This window comes from Ancylomarina euxina, from assembly GCF_003863355.1.
Classification (GTDB): domain Bacteria; phylum Bacteroidota; class Bacteroidia; order Bacteroidales; family Marinifilaceae; genus Ancylomarina; species Ancylomarina euxinus.
In genome coordinates, this window is record NZ_QQWG01000001.1 from 113,501 (window position 1) to 129,988 (window position 16,488).

Below are 16,488 nucleotides of genomic sequence, written 5' to 3' on the forward strand. Positions count from 1 at the left end.
TCTTATTCTTAATACTTATTTGTATTTCGATCTCGATCTATTTTTCTTACTTTTAGCTTTTGTAAATTCAATATGAGGTTCAAAATGGGCTTTGTCTGATAAAATTATCATCCGATTATGAAGATTATATCCTATAACTTAAATGGCATACGTGCCGCACTTAGTAAAGATTTAGTAGGCTGGTTAAAGGCCGAAAATCCAGATATTCTATGCATTCAGGAAACCAAGGCGCAGCCAGAGCAAATCGAGTCTCATCTTTTTGAGGAGCTGGGTTACCATTGCTATTGGCATTCAGCAGTGAAGAAGGGTTACTCAGGTGTGGGTATTCTGACTAAAATCAAACCGAATAATATTTATATTGGTGTTGATAATGAGGAATTCGACGTGGAAGGACGTGCTATCCGTGCCGATTTCGATGGTTTTTCAGTGATGTCAACCTATCATCCTTCTGGAACAACGGGAGGTATTCGTCAGGATTATAAAATGAATTGGCTGAACTACTTCCATGGCTATATTCAGGAATTGAAAAAGGAGATTCCAAACCTGATCATTGCTGGTGACTACAATATTTGTCACAAGCCAATTGATATCAATAAACCTGAGAAAAAGAAAGGCGTATCGGGTTTCTTACCTGAAGAAAGGGAATGGGTTTCTGAATTTATCGCCTCAGGATTTATCGACAGTTTCAGAGTTTTTGATCAGTCGGCCGACAAATATTCGTGGTGGAGCTACAGAGCGGGTTCTCGTGGTAAAAATCTGGGCTGGCGCATCGATTATCATATGGTGAGCGAAAGCTTGCGAGAGAAGCTAAAAGGCGCTTCAATTCTTGCCGATGTAGTGCATTCGGATCATTGTCCTGTGGTGGTTGAAATTGACCATTAGTGATTAGTGATTGCGAATCATCAAAAAATGCAAGCTTGCTAGCCCGGATTTGCAATCTCTAACTCGATACCTGCAGATTGTAAATTCGCAGGAGTAATATTATAAAAGCCGCCAGAATATTGATTCTGACGGCTTTTGCTATTCCAATGATATTAATTTAATTTATCCTCATTCCACTTTCGTGGATTATTCTGAATGTATTCTGATATCCTATCAAATGCCCCGTCGTTTCGGATGATGTGTTCCCAGTAATTCCGCTGCCATAATCGTTTCTTGAATTGATTCCAATTTTTGGTTTCTATCCCCTTAATATATTCGACGCTGGTTATCGATTTAAACGCCCCTATAATATTTCCTACGGTCGGGTTGGTTTTTATCGTTGGGGTAATCCCGGTTGGGGCAGACCCTTGCGGTTGCCCTATATCCGGTTTCCCCGTTTTATTATTTTGGACGCCCGCGAGTGGCGTCTCTACGTTATTATTCGTTGGGACAACCGCGTTTTTATCAACGATACCCAATATCCCATGAAAATGGTTGGGCATCACGACAAATTCGTCTAATACTATATTGGGGAACCGACTTTTTAATGCCAACCATTCGCTTTCGATCATTTTACCCGCCTCATTCAATATCATTTCGCCTTTATCTATTTTGCCAAACAGGCAGGTTCTATCCTGACAACAAATGGTGATAAAATACTTGCCCTCTTGTGAATAATCGTAATTTTTCAATCGAATTGATCGACGACTGTATTCTTGCATTCTAAAAGGATTAGTTCGATTTATCTAAGTTAATAAAAATCAGAATTTTTCAAGATATTTATCTTTACAGGATAAGCTTTATTCTTTAACTTTGTATTCTGTTATCTTTAAACTGACTCGAAAATTCAATCATGAAATACAATCTATCTAAGGGAAAAAAGATCCTCATTGCAATTTTGTCCTTCCTTTTTATTCTTTTCTTTTTTCTTTCCACAATGGTTAAATATTGGGTGGTTAAAAACTCTGAAGAGCTTGTAGGGCGTAAACTTGAGATATCGGAATTGCATTTTAATTATGCTCAGATAGCATTAAGAATTAAGGGATTTAATTTGTTTGAAGCTGATAAAACGAGAAGTTTTGTTGCGTTTAACGAGCTCTATGTGAATTATTCGCCATGGAATTTGTTGGTGGGCGAGTATGCTTGTTCTGAGATATACCTTGATGGTTTGGATGTGAAAATTATTCGGGACAGTTTAGGTTTTAATTTCGATAGTATGATTCCAGTTCAGGATTCTATTGTTGAAGAACCGACGGAGAAAAAAGATTTAAAGTTTTCTATAAAAAACATCAATTTTAAGAATGGGAACTTTCGTTATACCGATGTATTAAAGAAGAACACTATTGAGTTTGAGAAGATGGATTTGGAATTGCCTCTGATCGCCTGGAATAATGAGAAATCGGAAATGGGCGTGGAGTTTGCCATGGGCAATAAGGGGAAGGTTCGAGTGAATGCTGATGTGGATCACGCTAAGAATCTTTATGCTGTTGATTTGGCTATGCAGGCCATTGATTTGGATCCCATAAAGGCGTATTTGGCAGATTATATCAATATATCGTCTATTTCGGGTCAATTAAATACAAGTATTCAATTAAAGGGGAATATGGATAAACCTATGGATTTGATTGTTTCGGGTCAGACCAATTTAGTAAACTTTGAGATGAAGGATGCCGATAAGAAGAAGCTTTTTGCTGCTAAAACGGTTGATGTGGACTTGGATTCATTGAATATTGGGACCTCTTATTTCGAAATAGGAGCAATTCATATCGATTCACCTGAAATATATGCCAGTTTGGATTCTGCTTCAACAAATTTTGAAAGATTGCTTAGCCCTATGATGCAAGCAGATTCTTTGGCTGTTGATACCATTACCACTCAAATTGATACGGTATCAAATCTATTTTATCAGGTTAAAAGTATTACGGTGACGAATGGTTTAATGAATTTTAAGGATAATACCTTAAATCGTCCCTTCGTTTACGACCTGAAAGCGATTGATATAAAAATGGGAACATTATCTGAGAAAGCAGACTCAATTCCTCTATCATACTCAATGAATTTACATGGCTCAGGTCGCTCGTCAGGTGAGGGAATCTTTAGTTTGAAAGATTTGATGTCGGTTTCTTTTAAAACTCATGTAGAGAATCTGGAAATGATGAGCTTTTCGCCTTACACAGAGTTTTATATTGCTCGTCCAATCACACAAGGGGAATTTAATTATAAAACCAGTATTGAGATGACGAATTCCAAGCTTAAGAATGAGAACAATATTCGCATTTCGGAATTGGATTTTGGAGACAAAACAGAGGATCAGAATACCATAAAAGCACCTGTTCGTTTAGCCCTTTACCTTTTGAAAGATAAAAACGATTTGATTGCATTCGACTTACCCGTATCGGGAAATCCATCGAGCCCAGACTTTAGACTTGGGAAGATTATTTGGAAAACTTTAATGAATTTTCTGATTAAAACAGCTAGTCAACCTTTCAATATTCTTGGTAATTTGGCAGGAGGTAATCCTGAGAGTATCAAAACCATTCCCTTCCATTTCCTTCAGGATAGTTTGGATGCAGTTCAGATGAAGAATTTGACTAGGATTGCGACCATATTATCTAAGAAAAAAGAGCTGAGTTTCTCATTTATTCAGCAAACCAACCTTCAGAAAGAAAAGGAATTGCTTGCAATTAAAAACTCAGTTAAAAACTATTGTAACGCAAATGATATGACTTATCCTGTTGTTTCAGATGATCAGATTCCAGCTTGGGCATTAGCTAATTTGGATTTTATAAATTATTTGAAAAGCATTGGGAATTTTGACAATGCAGAAAGCTTGGAAGCTAGTTGTATTAAACTCATTGGGGAGAATGAACTAAATCAGCAATTCACAAGTCTATTAAACGCGAGAAACATAGCCTTGCAAGCTTATATGAGAGATAGTTTACAACTAGAACCAACCTCATTTAAGGTTAAAACTGCCGATTTAAGAAACATGCCTGAACAGTTAAAGTCGCCTAATTATAGAGTAGAGGTTTCATTAAAATAAAGTGCTCTTTTGCTACTCCAGATTTTTTATCTGGGCTTAAGGAATTGGCGAATTTGATTCGCCATTAATGCAGAGCTAAGTTTATAGCAAAATAGAACGTTTCAATTCTGTGCATTCTTCAAATTTTGTCTTTATGTGAATTTGTTTTGTTGATACGATTCAGTCTGTTTAGGGCTTCTATGAGATGTTTAATATTTTCAATCATTTTGGCTGAAAAATAACCGAAGAAAAGACTAAATTTGTCGGAATACGATCTGATAAATAGGCTTTGTGCGTTGATTTTGTAATGATTTGATAGCCTATTCATTCACTTGTATTCTATAATTTCAATAATTCGTATCGATGACCAAATTCACACACTTACACGTTCACTCTCAATATTCCATTCTCGATGGTGCTTCTAAAATTAAGCGTATGATCGATAAGGCTAAGGAAGATGGCATGCCCGCTATTGCTCTTACTGATCATGGAAATATGTTCGGGATTAAGGAGTTTCATGCCGCGGCCACTTCCAGTGGAATAAAACCTATTTTGGGAATTGAAGCTTATGTGGCGCGACGTTCACGTTTTGATAAGAGTGAAAGACAGGATAGATCGGGATATCATCTGATTATTTTGGCTAAAAATAAGGAGGGATATCATAATTTAATGCGTTTGGCTTCTTTAGGTTATGTCGATGGGTTTTATTATAAACCTCGTATCGATAGAGAATTACTTGAGAAACATCATGAAGGTCTGATTATATCGACAGCCTGTTTGGGGGGTGAAGTACCTCAGCACATTATGAATGAGCGTTGGGCAGAATTGGATGAAACGATTTCCTGGTATAAGAATCTGTTTGGCGAAGATTATTATTTGGAGATCATGCGTCACAAAACGAATGATCCTGTTAAGAATGCCGACATATACGATAATCAAGAGTTGTGTAATAAGAAGATTCTAGAGTTATCCCAAAAGCATGAAGTGAAAGTGATTGCGACCAATGATTCTCATTTTTTGAATGAAGAAGATGCTGATGCACATGATTTGCTCATTTGTTTGAATACCGGCAAAGATTTGGATGATCCGACTCGGATGCGCTACACCAAGCAGGAATTTCTTAAAACGACTGCTCAAATGAGTGAACTCTTTGCTGATATTCCGGAAGCCATTGCTAATACTCAGGAAATTGCGGATAAGGTTGAAAATTATAAGTTAAATGTTCCTCCATTAATGCCCGATTTCCCACTTCCTGATGGTTTTGATGATGCTGACGTTTTCTTGCGCCATCTGGCTTATGAAGGAGCTTACGAACGTTGGGGGAAAGATCTTCCCAATGATATAATTGAACGATTGGATTTTGAGTTGGAGACCATTAAAAAGATGGGATTCCCTGGTTATTTCCTAATCACATGGGACTTTATCAAGGCAGCTCGTGAGATGAATGTGATAGTAGGGCCTGGTCGTGGTTCAGCAGCTGGATCTGCAGTCGCTTATTGCATTAAAATTACCAATATTGACCCGATTAAATATGATTTGCTGTTTGAGCGTTTCTTAAATCCTGATCGTATTTCCATGCCCGATGTCGACATCGACTTTGATGACGATGGACGTCAGCAGGTCTTGGATTGGGTAACTGAAAAATATGGACACGAAAAAGTGTCACACATCGTAACTTTTGGAACTATGGCAGCCAAATCATCCATTAAGGATGTGGCGCGTGTTCTAAAATTGCCACTTTCTGAGGCCAATCGTTTAGCTAAACTGGTTCCTGATGGGCCCAAGGTGAGCCTGGCAAAAGCTTTTAAGGAAGAACCAGAACTTGAGCGAGAAAGAACTTCAGATGATCAACTCATATCACAAACACTTGGTTTTGCAGAACATCTAGAGGGTTCTGTTCGTCAGACAGGAGTGCATGCTTGTGGTATTCTGATTGGTCGTGATAAACTGACTGAGCACATTCCTATCATGAAAGTGAAAGGTGTAAATCTTTTGATTACTCAGTATGATGGCCGATTTGTAGAGGATGTTGGGATGCTTAAAATGGACTTCCTAGGTCTGAAAACCTTGTCTATCATCAAGGATACTCTGGCCAATGTGAAACTTTCAAAAGGCATTGATATTGATATCGATACAATTCCAATTGATGATGAGAAAACATTCGAGCTCTTCTCTCATGGTGAAACAACTGGGATCTTCCAGTTTGAGTCACCAGGAATGAAAAAGCACTTGAAAGGTCTGAAACCTAACCGTTTTGAAGACTTGGTGGCTATGAATGCCCTTTATCGTCCGGGTCCAATGCAATACATTCCCAACTTTGTGAATCGTAAGCATGGGGTCGAGGAGATTGTCTATGACCATCCTATTATGGAGAAATATCTGAAGGATACCTATGGGATTACGGTTTATCAGGAGCAGGTAATGCTCCAGTCGAGAGCACTGGGGGGATTCACTCGTGGTATGTCAGATTCATTGCGTAAGGCAATGGGTAAGAAGAAAATTGCTGAAATGGATAAGTTGAAAGTTAAATTTATCGAAGGCTGTTTGGCCAATGAGGAATTTATGGAAGGCTTTGAAAAAGAAGTGAAAGGTAAAGGTAAAACCTTTAAGATGAAGGTCGCCGATGATAAAGAAGTCACACGAAAAATAGAAAAAGCAGAGGATCTGATCGATAAAATTTGGTTGGACTGGGAGGCTTTTGCTCAATACGCTTTTAATAAGTCTCACTCGGTTTGTTATGCCTATATAGCCTATCAGACAGGATATTTAAAAGCGCACCATCCTGCGGAATTTATGGCGGCAGTTTTAAGCCGTAACCTTTCCGATATTGAAAAGGTAACCATTTTTATGGATGAATGTAAGCGTATGCGTTTACCCGTGCTTGGTCCAGATGTAAATGAATCTTACCTTCGATTTACTGTAAATAAAGAAGGAGCTGTTCGTTTTGGAATGGCCGCTGTTAAAGGTGTTGGCGAAGCTGCCGTAGAAGACATTATTAGGGAAAGAAAGAATGGCGAATTCAAGGATATTTTTGACTTTGTAGAGCGGGTGAGCTTAAGAACCGTTAACAAACGAACGCTTGAAAATCTTGCCATGTCGGGTGGTTTCGACAGTTTTGAACTCAATAGAAGCCAGTATTTTGCATGCGATGAGTTTGAGACGCCTTTTATTGAGCTTTTATCCAAATATGGGAATAAGCTACAATCAGAAAAAGCCATGGCTCAACAGACACTTTTTGGTGGGGTAGAAGACTATGTTGTAACGCCACCCAAAGTGCCAAGCTCAGGCGAATGGAATAAACTTGAACGTTTGAATAAGGAAAAGGCTCTAATTGGAATTTACCTTTCAGCTCATCCGCTTGATGATTACCGCTTGGAGATTGATTCATTTTGTAATGCTTCATTATCTGAGCTTTCTACTGATATGCTTCAGTTTAAAGATAAAGACATTAATATTGCCGGTATGGTAACCGCAATTCGAAGAGGAATAACGCGTACAGGAAACCCTTTTGCAATTGTTAACATTGAAGATTTTACGGACTCATACGAATTGCCTTTCTTTGGGAAAGACTTTGTGGAGTTTAACAATTATTTTGTTGAAGGTCTCTCTGTTTATATAAATGGACGTGTTCAACAACGATCTTGGCCTAAAGATTCTGCTGAGTTAGAATATAAAATAAAGTCAATTGGCTTACTTTCAGATGTGTTAGAGCAAAAGGTGAAGCGTATTACCCTTACAATTCCTGTTATGAGCCTGACTCAGGAGATCGTAAACGAGATGGAAAATTGTTTGACTCATGAGGATAATAAGGGAAATTTATTATTGAATTTTGTCATTGTTGATGAAGGAAAAATGAAGTTGAAGATGTTCTCAAGAAGCTGTAAAGTAAAACTTTCTACTGATTTGATAGAATATTTTAAAAATAATTCTGAAATTGAATTCAAAATTAACTAAATTGCGTCATTAAAAATTAACATTCTTAGATAGCTAGATATGAATGTTTCTTTCGGAAATATCTAGCGCATATAAACCAAAAAATAAAAAAAACCATGACTATTAAAGTAGATGATACTAATTTCGAGGAGATTGTTTTAAAGTCTGATATGCCTGTATTGGTTGATTTTTGGGCTGAGTGGTGTGGACCATGTAGAATGGTTGGACCAATCGTAGATGAATTAGCTCAGGATTTCGAAGGCAAATTTGTAGTAACTAAAGTTGATGTTGACTCAAGTCCTGCAACTGCTGCTAAATTTGGAATTCGTAACATTCCTACCATTATTTTCTTAAAAAATGGTGAGGTTGTTGACAAGCAAGTAGGTGCTGTACCAAAAACAGCTATAGCTGAAAAAATGAATGCTTTGCTTTAGTAACTAGTAAACATTGTTATCATATTTAAGGCATAGAATTTAATTCTATGCCTTTTTTTTGTCAAATTTGAAGAGTTTACCAGACAAATTACTGTTCTGTTTATTTCTATTTTGCATGCTATACTATGAAACAATTATCTGATTTAATAGAATTTGAAGCTTTTGATAATTTAGAGCTGATGGCTAAGCAAATTGTTGAGGGGTTTCTTCTTGGCTTGCATCGTAGCCCTTACCATGGTTTTTCGGTTGAGTTTGCTGAGCATCGTTTGTATAATAAAGGAGAATCAACCAAACATGTCGATTGGAAACTATACGCCAGAAGTGACAAGCTTTTTGTCAAGCAATTCGAAGAGGAAACTAACCTGAGAGCGTATTTGGCGATCGATACATCGTCGTCTATGCTTTTCCCTTATCAGGATAAGAAAGTCTCTAAAATGGCTTTTTCAGTGCTTTGTTCAGCAGCTTTGATTCATCTTTTGCGCAATCAACGCGATGCGGTTGGCTTAACGACTTTTTCGGATAGAATAGAACTTCTAACTCCGGCAAAATTATCCTTAACACATGCTCATCGATTGTATGCCAAGTTATTAAAGATTTACAATAAAGAAAACCTTACTTTAAATAAGAATACGAGGTTCTCTGAAAATCTGCATCATTTAGCCGAGGCTATACATAAGCGTTCCTTAATCGTTATTTTTTCTGATTTAATGGGAGATGACAGCCCTCAGGAAATTTTGGAAGCCTTGCAGCATTTACGCTACAATAAGCATGAAGTCGTCCTATTTGCTGTAACCGATCATGATCTGGAAAATCAATTCAATTTTGCCAATCGTCCTTCAAAGTTTATTGATATGGAAACGGGCGAGACTTTAAAATTGAACCCTTCAGAGGTGAGAGAAGCATTTACCCAAAAGCAAACAGCATTTTATGATGAGATGAAACTCCTTTGTTCTCAATTTGCTATCGATTTTGTTGAGGCTGATATTCGTAAACCTTTTAAAGATGTTTTACAAGCCTATTTAATCAAGCGTAAAAAACTGAGGTGAGTCCATTAAGACTATTGTATTTGAACCGTATTCTAGTTTTACTAGTTCAGATCTATTTCGAATAAGCCTATTTCCATTATTGATAAGTTATTATTCTGTCGCTAAATTTTATTATTCACTAGCTTTATTTATTTTTATGGAATAACCGATTTGATAAAATGAAACAACTTCTCTTTTTACTCTCGATTTTATTATTATTTGCTTGTGATTTAAAAAAAACAAGTGAAACTGTAGTGACTAATAATGAAGGAGAAGTGTTAGATGGTTGGGTGAAAAAGTATAATAGCAGGAATAAGCTTAGATCCGAAACCTTTTATAAGAATGGAATTAGAGAAGGAGTGGCACGCGTTTATTATGATTCAGGGGAATTAAGTGATGAGGTTTATTATGTTGGTGATGAATTACATGGGATTGCAAAAAAGTACCATAAGAATGGTCAGGTTTATGCCTTAACACCTTATCTGAATGATAAAAAGGATGGGATTCAAAAGAAATTTTACCCCAATGGCAGGCTATGGGCCGAAACACCTTACAAAAGGGGAGAACCTGGTATTGGTTTAAAAGAATACAAACGTAATGGTAGTTTGCGAAAGATTTTTCCTTCAATTGAATGCCAGCAATTCGTACGTGCTGATCGAGTCAATTTGAAACTGTTTTTGAATAACTACTCTAAAAATGTGGAGTTTTATATTACACCTTTGGTTCAAAACAAATACATTCCTATTAGAGCTAACGTGATATCTGCCGAAAAAGGATCGGGTCAGGTAGATTTTTTCTTCTCTAAAGGTCAAATTCTAGATACGGTTGTGAATGTCGTTGCTAAGTATAGAACATCATGCAGTAATATTTATGTTGTTCAAAAAGAAATTAATATCAGGAACAAATAATTTAGGTTTTTGATTTGACCATTAGCCCTTGATTTCAAGTCTTAGATTTCTTATAACAAAAATTAAGATTCTCATAATGAAAAAATCTTCTATTTTTGGAGCTTGGTAGTCAATTAATAAAGCTCTTTCTTAATATATTTTAAAGATAGAGTATTACAAACAATAGAAAGAACCCCAATGCAGATTGAAGCTAGTGATATCCTTTTTGTAATCAACCCGAATTCAGGCTCACAAAAGCCAGATGCTATTATCAAACAACTGAAGAGTAATGGTCATAAAATTGACTATGTTTTGACTCAAAGCCTTGAAGAATTTAATGAACTTTGGGCTGAAAGAGTTGATAATTATAAAGTGGTTGTAATTTGTGGTGGCGATGGTAGTGTGAATTGCACACTTAAACATTTAGTTGCAAAAGAAAACATTATTCTTGCTGTTTTACCTAATGGTTCGGGGAATGGTTTTGCTCGTGAGCTTGGTTTTACGAGCAATGTTGAAAACCTGATTTCAAAGATGTTAAGAGGGGAAGTTCGGAAGGTAGATATAACCGAGATTAACGATGATTACTCAATAAATGTAGCGGGGTTAGGTTTCGATAGTTATGTAGCCTCACTCTTTGATGGGAGCAAGTTTCGTGGTCTTAAGAAGTACATTTACTGCACCATAAAAGGCTTATTTTCATACAAACCAATTTCTGTGGAATTGTTCCTTGGACAAGTTAAAGTAACAGGCGATTTTTGGGGTGTCTATTTGGCTAATACCAGACAGTTTGGTAACAATGCCATTATTGCTCCCGAAGCTAAATATGATGATGGTTTGCTCGAGGTGGTATTGATGAAGAAGTACCCATTGATTTTAGCTCCCATTGTTGTATATAAAATGTTTACCGGTAAGTTTAAGAACTCCAAATACATGACTTATATTAGAGCCAGTGAGTTGCTTATTAAGTCAAATTCAAAAACTTATCACGTTGATGGTGAGCCTAGATTGATGACTGAAGATTTAAAGGTTTCTTTAAAAAAGCAGCAAATCAAACTAATTAAAATGGACTAAACTCTATACTAAAATAGAACAAGCCCTTAACTCAATTGAGTTAAGGGCTTGTTTCTGTTTAATGGAATATTCTTGGGCTTATTCCCGAATAACTTGAACTCCCCAATCGGCACCAATTTTAATAATACTAGATGCCTGTGCTTTTGTCATATCATCCTGACGATATTCAACGACATAATCAACAGCATCGATGATAGCCTGATTAATTTCAGAGAAGTTCTGAGCAGGAGCATCACCGCTGATATTTGCAGAGGTCGAAACAATAGGTTTACGAAAACGCTGAATCAACTGTTGAGTAAAGGCTTCCTCTGTAATTCTAATTCCAATACTGCCATCAGAATTAATCAGGTTTTTGGCTAAATTTTTAGCATTAGAATAAATGATAGTCATGGGTTTATCCGTGACATCAATTAGATCTAAAGCAATTTCAGGAACTTCATCAACGTATGAGTTTAAGCGATTAGGATTCTCCATAAGTACCAACATGGACTTTGAATCCTCACGTTTCTTAATCTCATAGACGCGCTTAACAGCTTCTTCATTGGTTGCATCACAGCCAATTCCCCAAATTGTATCTGTAGGATAAAGGATGATTCCACCATTTTTAAGAACCTCCAAAGCTTTTTTTATATCGTTATGCATAATAAAGTTTTAAGTACTTAATAAGTGACTAAAGTCTAATAACTTTAGGTCTTTGAACTTTAAATACTTTAAGTATTTTTAGAGTTAAACGGCAACGTTGTACTCACGCAGAGCGTCATTTAGTGATGTTTTTAGATCGGTTGATGCTTTACGCTTACCGATGATCAATGCGCAAGGAACCTGATATTCACCAGCAGGGAATTTCTTTGTTCTTGTACCAGGAATCACAACTGAACGAGCAGGAATAAAACCATCATACTCAACTGGTTCTTCACCAGTAACATCAATAATTTTAGTTGATTTGGTTAAAACAACATTTGCCCCTAATACAACTTCTTTTTCAAGGTGCACACCTTCTACAACAATACAACGCGAACCAATGAAACAATTGTCTTCAATAATAACCGGAGCTGCCTGAATTGGTTCTAAAACGCCCCCAATACCAACACCACCACTTAGGTGAACATGCTTTCCAATTTGTGCACAAGAGCCAACTGTTGCCCATGTATCAACCATGGTTCCTTGATCGACATAAGCACCAATATTAACATAGGAAGGCATCATCACAACATCACGAGCAATAAAAGCGCCGTAACGTGCCACAGCATGAGGAACGACACGAACACCTAGTTCTGCATAATTGGTTTTAAGAGCCATTTTATCGTGAAACTCGAAAGGACCAACTTCAATAGTTTCCATTTTACGAATAGGGAAATAAAGAATAACAGCTTTCTTAACCCATTCGTTAACTTGCCATCCATTTTCAATTGGCTCAGCAGTTCTAAGAACCCCTTTGTCAAGAAGTTCGATAACTTCGTTAATATTTCCCTGAACATCAGCGCTCTTAAGAAGACTTCTATCTTCCCAGGCAGCTTCAATACTTTGCTTTAAATTTTCGTACATGTTTACTTGTTTTACAGCTTCGACTCGATAATGACTTAATCATGTTATACTTGGTTTTGTAGAACATTAGAGCCTAAGAACTTGTCTTAATTTTGATTAATTGAGACAAAGCTAAGAAAGACTTTTGATTTATTTGATTAATTCAAAGTTTGCGTACGCTCATTTTTAAAGATGCAAGCTTTTATTGATGCAGATTAGCTTAGTGATTGTGTTTAAAATTTTTTACAAAATCATGAATGTGTTGATCGAATTGAACATTTGTTTGATCCTGAAATTTGATTTGTAGGGGAATATAGGCCATGTTATCTTTCAATACTTTTGATTCGATCTTCATATCAAGAAAACGAACCGCATCCTTTTCGGTTGTGATGATGATCTTATTCTCAGATTTTAAGTTGATAAACGAGGTCTCGATTCGTTCAATATCTTTGTCTTTGAAAGTATAATGGTCTGGAAACTTAATTTCCTTGAATTCATCACAAAGTGACTTTAGGTGATTTCTTAAAGGGGCAGGGTTTGCAATACCAGTTACTAATAAGACTCCTAAGAATTCCTTCTCTATGGTATTCAAGTTAACCAGCTTGTTAGATGTGTTAAAAACGGCTTCGGCAGGAGCATAATCAAGGCTCGTGAAGTACAATTCTTGATGAGGCAGTGGATTAATACTCTTTTTTAGTTTTTTTGCTTCTGAATCGCTTAAATCAATTGGACATTTGCTCATAATGATGATGTCTGCTCTTTTCTTACCTGCAGCTCTTTCTCTTAATCGTCCCATTGGCATCACCAAATCCGTAGCAATTGGACGATTGTAATCAATTAAAAGAATAGACAAACCTGGTTTTATATATCTGTGCTGATAAGCATCATCAAGTAAGATACAATCCAGCTTGAGTCCCTTTTCTGAAGCGAGTAATTCTTGAACACCATTGACTCTATCTGCATCTACGGCCACATTCAGTTTAGGAAATTTACGATTCATTTGCATGGGTTCATCACCCAAATCGTATGAGTTCGAGTTTGCATTAGCTAAAACAAAACCTTTTGATTCACGTTTATAACCTCTGCTTAAGCTTGCTAAGTGGTATTTATCTTGTAGAAGCTTAATTAAGTATTCAGTATGAGGAGTCTTTCCTGTGCCACCCACCGAGATATTTCCAACCGAAATAATGGGCAAGTCGAAAGAAGTTGACTTTAAATAACCCCTATCGAACATGAAGTTTCGAAGAGATAGAATACTTGCATAGATGAGTGTAAAAGGGAAAAGCAAGAATTTAAAATAAGACAGAAGTCTGCGCATAGATTAATTTATCAGGATTATTTTGCTCTAAAATTAATTATTTCTTGCGAAAAATGATCTTGACTGTCATAAAGTACCAAAGCGATGAAGAAACTTCATCGCTTTGTAACCACTAACCGTTATTAACATCCGAACAAGAAAGGAGTTAATAATTACTAACCCAATGAACTAGATTTTTATCTAATTCTATAGAAAAGTTAAATAATAAAAATGAATAAAAAAAATATAATTGTCTGAAAGTTGGGCTTTTATGTGTTTTAAAGGGAGGGTATACTTATATGAACCCTTTAATAATACGAGTTTCGGGTATTTATATTTAATCGTAGAAAATTTATATTTTTTTATGTTTGCATAAAGAGTTTTAAAAGTCATATAATGAGTGGTTTAAATTGATTTGCCTTCTGAATCGTTTAATTTTTTTCTCATCATAATTAGGCTTCATTAATAAATGTTAATAAAAGCCTGAAGCTTAAATCATATTTCCTATCTTTGACTTACAGCTCTCTCTATAGCTGTGGAATTAGGTGTTTGGGACTTTCTCTCAAAATTGATTTTATCAAGTTTTCAATTGTTTAAACACCAGTATTCTAATTTTAGAAATCTATAAATTCAAATCTCGAAATATGAAGATATTTAAGAAGAAAGGAATCCTGATACTATTGGCTGCTCTATTGTTTTGTAGTGGTGTCTTTTATGGATTCGACAGGGACGAAAAGAATTTCGAAATCAGTAAGAATTTAAACATATATCATACGCTTTTCAGAGAGCTTAATATGTTCTATGTTGATGAGATTGATTCTGGTGATCTAATAAAGAAAAGTATGGATGCAATGCTATTATCACTTGATCCATATACAACCTATATTCCAGAGTCGGAGATTGAAGATTTTAAATTGATGACAACTGGAGAGTACGCAGGTATTGGTTCATTGATTAGCGCACATGGCGATGACATAATTGTTGCAGAACCTTATAAAGATCTTCCGGCAGATAAGGCAGGATTGAAAGCTGGAGATGTGTTTGTTGAAATTAATGGCATTAAAATCCATAAGAAAAAGACTAGCGACGTTAGTAATTTATTAAAAGGGCAAGCCAATAAGCCACTTATCATTAAGGTTCGTCGTCCAGGTGTCAGTAAGTTGATAGAAAAAGAAGTTGTTCGTGCTGAGATTCAGCTGAAATCAGTTCCTTATTATGGAATGCTTGAGGATTCTATTGGTTACATCAACTTGAATCAATTTACAAATAAAGCTGCAGGTGAAGTGAGAAATGCTTTACGTGAACTTGAAGAGCAGAAAGCAAAGTCAATTATTCTTGATTTAAGAGGAAACCCAGGTGGATTATTAGATCAGGCAGTTGATATTGTGAATCTTTTTGTAGATCAGGGTGAAAATATTGTAAGTACTAAGGGGAAGGTGAGCCAGTGGGATAAGTCTTATAAAGCTGAAAAAGTGCCAGTGGACACTCAGATTCCCATTGCAATTCTGGTAAGTAGAGGTTCAGCTTCTGCATCAGAAATTGTTTCTGGAGCCATTCAGGATTTAGATAGAGGTATCGTTGTAGGTCAACGTACATTTGGTAAGGGCTTAGTGCAAACAACACGTAACTTAAGCTATAATTCTAAGTTAAAGGTAACGACAGCTAAATATTACATCCCAAGTGGAAGATGTATTCAAGCCTTGGATTATAGTCATAGAAATGAAGATGGAAGTGTAGGAAAAGTACCTGATACTTTGATTAGTGAATTTAAAACAAAGAATGGACGTAAAGTTCGTGATGGAGGAGGTATCCTACCCGATGTGAATGTTGAAATGGATTTATTTAGTAGTTTATCTGTTGGCTTGATTCAAAAGTATAAGATCTTTGATTTTGCGACAAGTTTTGCTAATAAGCATGCTGAAATTGCTGATGCGACTTCTTTCGAATTATCAGATCAAGATTATGAGGATTTTAAGCAGTTTTTGAAAGCTGAAAAATTCGAATATAAATCAGAAAGTACTGAGATTCTAGAGGCACTAAAGAAAGCAGCAAAAGAAGAAAAATACTTCAAGATAGCAAAAGAGGAGTTTGATAATATTACTTCTAAATTGACTCCAAACCTAGATAGAGATCTAAAAATGTTTGAAGAGGAAATAAAGACACTTATCGCCCATGAAATCGTTAAGCGATATCATTATCAGATAGGTGGAATCAAGTATGCTCTTCGTGATGATAAGGTTTTAAAAGAGGCAATGACCACTCTTAAAGATCAAAAGAAATATATGGAGATATTGAAAAAATAAGCTTTGGAATATAGATATAAAAAAAGACCTGCTATTGGCAGGTCTTTTTTCGTATATGTTTATATGCGATA

12 protein-coding genes are annotated in these 16,488 nt (G+C 36.1%); 8 read left to right on the forward strand and 4 right to left on the reverse strand.

Going from position 1 to position 16,488, the window contains the following annotated elements:
• Window positions 1–117: 117 nt before the first annotated feature.
• A complete protein-coding gene (locus DWB61_RS00470; protein ID WP_125028836.1) occupies window positions 118–882 on the forward strand; it encodes an exodeoxyribonuclease III in 765 nt (254 codons plus the stop codon).
• A 152-nt stretch (window positions 883–1,034) separates the two neighbouring features.
• On the opposite strand, the gene DWB61_RS00475 is transcribed toward DWB61_RS00470, so the two are convergent.
• On the reverse strand, window positions 1,035–1,643 hold the full coding sequence (locus DWB61_RS00475; RefSeq protein WP_125028838.1) for a transposase: 609 nt from the start codon (window positions 1,641–1,643) through the stop codon (window positions 1,035–1,037).
• A gap of 131 nt (window positions 1,644–1,774) precedes the next feature.
• Here DWB61_RS00475 and DWB61_RS00480 point away from each other — a divergent pair, with 131 nt between their 5' ends.
• From DWB61_RS00480 to DWB61_RS00505, 6 genes are all read left to right on the forward strand, one after another.
• Window positions 1,775–3,964, forward strand: a complete 2,190-nt coding sequence (locus DWB61_RS00480; RefSeq protein ID WP_125028840.1) for a DUF748 domain-containing protein — start codon at window positions 1,775–1,777, stop codon at window positions 3,962–3,964.
• Window positions 3,965–4,306: 342 nt separating this feature from the next.
• Window positions 4,307–7,897, forward strand: coding sequence for a DNA polymerase III subunit alpha (locus tag DWB61_RS00485; protein WP_125028841.1), 3,591 nt, complete (start codon window positions 4,307–4,309; stop codon window positions 7,895–7,897).
• A 95-nt stretch (window positions 7,898–7,992) separates the two neighbouring features.
• Entirely contained in the window at window positions 7,993–8,310 is a 318-nt protein-coding gene (gene trxA, locus DWB61_RS00490) for a thioredoxin (RefSeq protein ID WP_125028843.1), read from the forward strand.
• Between the two features lie 125 nt (window positions 8,311–8,435).
• Window positions 8,436–9,356: a DUF58 domain-containing protein gene (locus DWB61_RS00495; RefSeq protein ID WP_125028845.1), complete on the forward strand. Its 921-nt coding sequence runs from the start codon at window positions 8,436–8,438 to the stop codon at window positions 9,354–9,356.
• Window positions 9,357–9,514: 158 nt separating this feature from the next.
• Window positions 9,515–10,243 (forward strand): toxin-antitoxin system YwqK family antitoxin, encoded by a 729-nt coding sequence (locus tag DWB61_RS00500; protein ID WP_125028847.1) that lies wholly within the window; start codon window positions 9,515–9,517, stop codon window positions 10,241–10,243.
• A gap of 177 nt (window positions 10,244–10,420) precedes the next feature.
• Window positions 10,421–11,293, forward strand: coding sequence for a diacylglycerol/lipid kinase family protein (locus DWB61_RS00505; protein WP_125028849.1), 873 nt, complete (start codon window positions 10,421–10,423; stop codon window positions 11,291–11,293).
• A 78-nt stretch (window positions 11,294–11,371) separates the two neighbouring features.
• Here the strand turns inward: DWB61_RS00505 and DWB61_RS00510 are convergent, their stop codons facing one another.
• The 3 genes from DWB61_RS00510 to lpxK form a co-directional block, all read right to left on the reverse strand.
• Entirely contained in the window at window positions 11,372–11,935 is a 564-nt protein-coding gene (locus tag DWB61_RS00510) for an L-threonylcarbamoyladenylate synthase (RefSeq protein ID WP_125028851.1), read from the reverse strand.
• An 84-nt stretch (window positions 11,936–12,019) separates the two neighbouring features.
• Complete coding sequence (locus DWB61_RS00515) at window positions 12,020–12,838, reverse strand: 2,3,4,5-tetrahydropyridine-2,6-dicarboxylate N-succinyltransferase (protein WP_125028853.1); 819 nt, start codon at window positions 12,836–12,838, stop codon at window positions 12,020–12,022.
• 199 nt (window positions 12,839–13,037) lie between these two features.
• Entirely contained in the window at window positions 13,038–14,135 is a 1,098-nt protein-coding gene (lpxK, locus tag DWB61_RS00520) for a tetraacyldisaccharide 4'-kinase (RefSeq protein WP_125028854.1), read from the reverse strand.
• A gap of 623 nt (window positions 14,136–14,758) precedes the next feature.
• Between lpxK and DWB61_RS00525 the strand changes: the two genes are divergently transcribed.
• Window positions 14,759–16,417, forward strand: coding sequence for a S41 family peptidase (locus DWB61_RS00525; RefSeq protein ID WP_125028856.1), 1,659 nt, complete (start codon window positions 14,759–14,761; stop codon window positions 16,415–16,417).
• Window positions 16,418–16,488: the final 71 nt, after the last annotated feature.

Excerpts from the sequence above, each read along its gene's own strand:
- DWB61_RS00470 (WP_125028836.1), top strand. The coding sequence starts at position 118 with ATGAAGATTATATCCTATAACTTAAATGGCATACGTGCCGCACTTAGT.
- DWB61_RS00475 (WP_125028838.1), bottom strand. The coding sequence starts at position 1,643 with ATGCAAGAATACAGTCGTCGATCAATTCGATTGAAAAATTACGATTAT.
- DWB61_RS00480 (WP_125028840.1), top strand. The coding sequence starts at position 1,775 with ATGAAATACAATCTATCTAAGGGAAAAAAGATCCTCATTGCAATTTTG.
- DWB61_RS00485 (WP_125028841.1), top strand. The coding sequence starts at position 4,307 with ATGACCAAATTCACACACTTACACGTTCACTCTCAATATTCCATTCTC.
- trxA (WP_125028843.1), top strand. The coding sequence starts at position 7,993 with ATGACTATTAAAGTAGATGATACTAATTTCGAGGAGATTGTTTTAAAG.
- DWB61_RS00495 (WP_125028845.1), top strand. The coding sequence starts at position 8,436 with ATGAAACAATTATCTGATTTAATAGAATTTGAAGCTTTTGATAATTTA.
- DWB61_RS00500 (WP_125028847.1), top strand. The coding sequence starts at position 9,515 with ATGAAACAACTTCTCTTTTTACTCTCGATTTTATTATTATTTGCTTGT.
- DWB61_RS00505 (WP_125028849.1), top strand. The coding sequence starts at position 10,421 with ATGCAGATTGAAGCTAGTGATATCCTTTTTGTAATCAACCCGAATTCA.
- DWB61_RS00510 (WP_125028851.1), bottom strand. The coding sequence starts at position 11,935 with ATGCATAACGATATAAAAAAAGCTTTGGAGGTTCTTAAAAATGGTGGA.
- DWB61_RS00515 (WP_125028853.1), bottom strand. The coding sequence starts at position 12,838 with ATGTACGAAAATTTAAAGCAAAGTATTGAAGCTGCCTGGGAAGATAGA.
- lpxK (WP_125028854.1), bottom strand. The coding sequence starts at position 14,135 with ATGCGCAGACTTCTGTCTTATTTTAAATTCTTGCTTTTCCCTTTTACA.
- DWB61_RS00525 (WP_125028856.1), top strand. The coding sequence starts at position 14,759 with ATGAAGATATTTAAGAAGAAAGGAATCCTGATACTATTGGCTGCTCTA.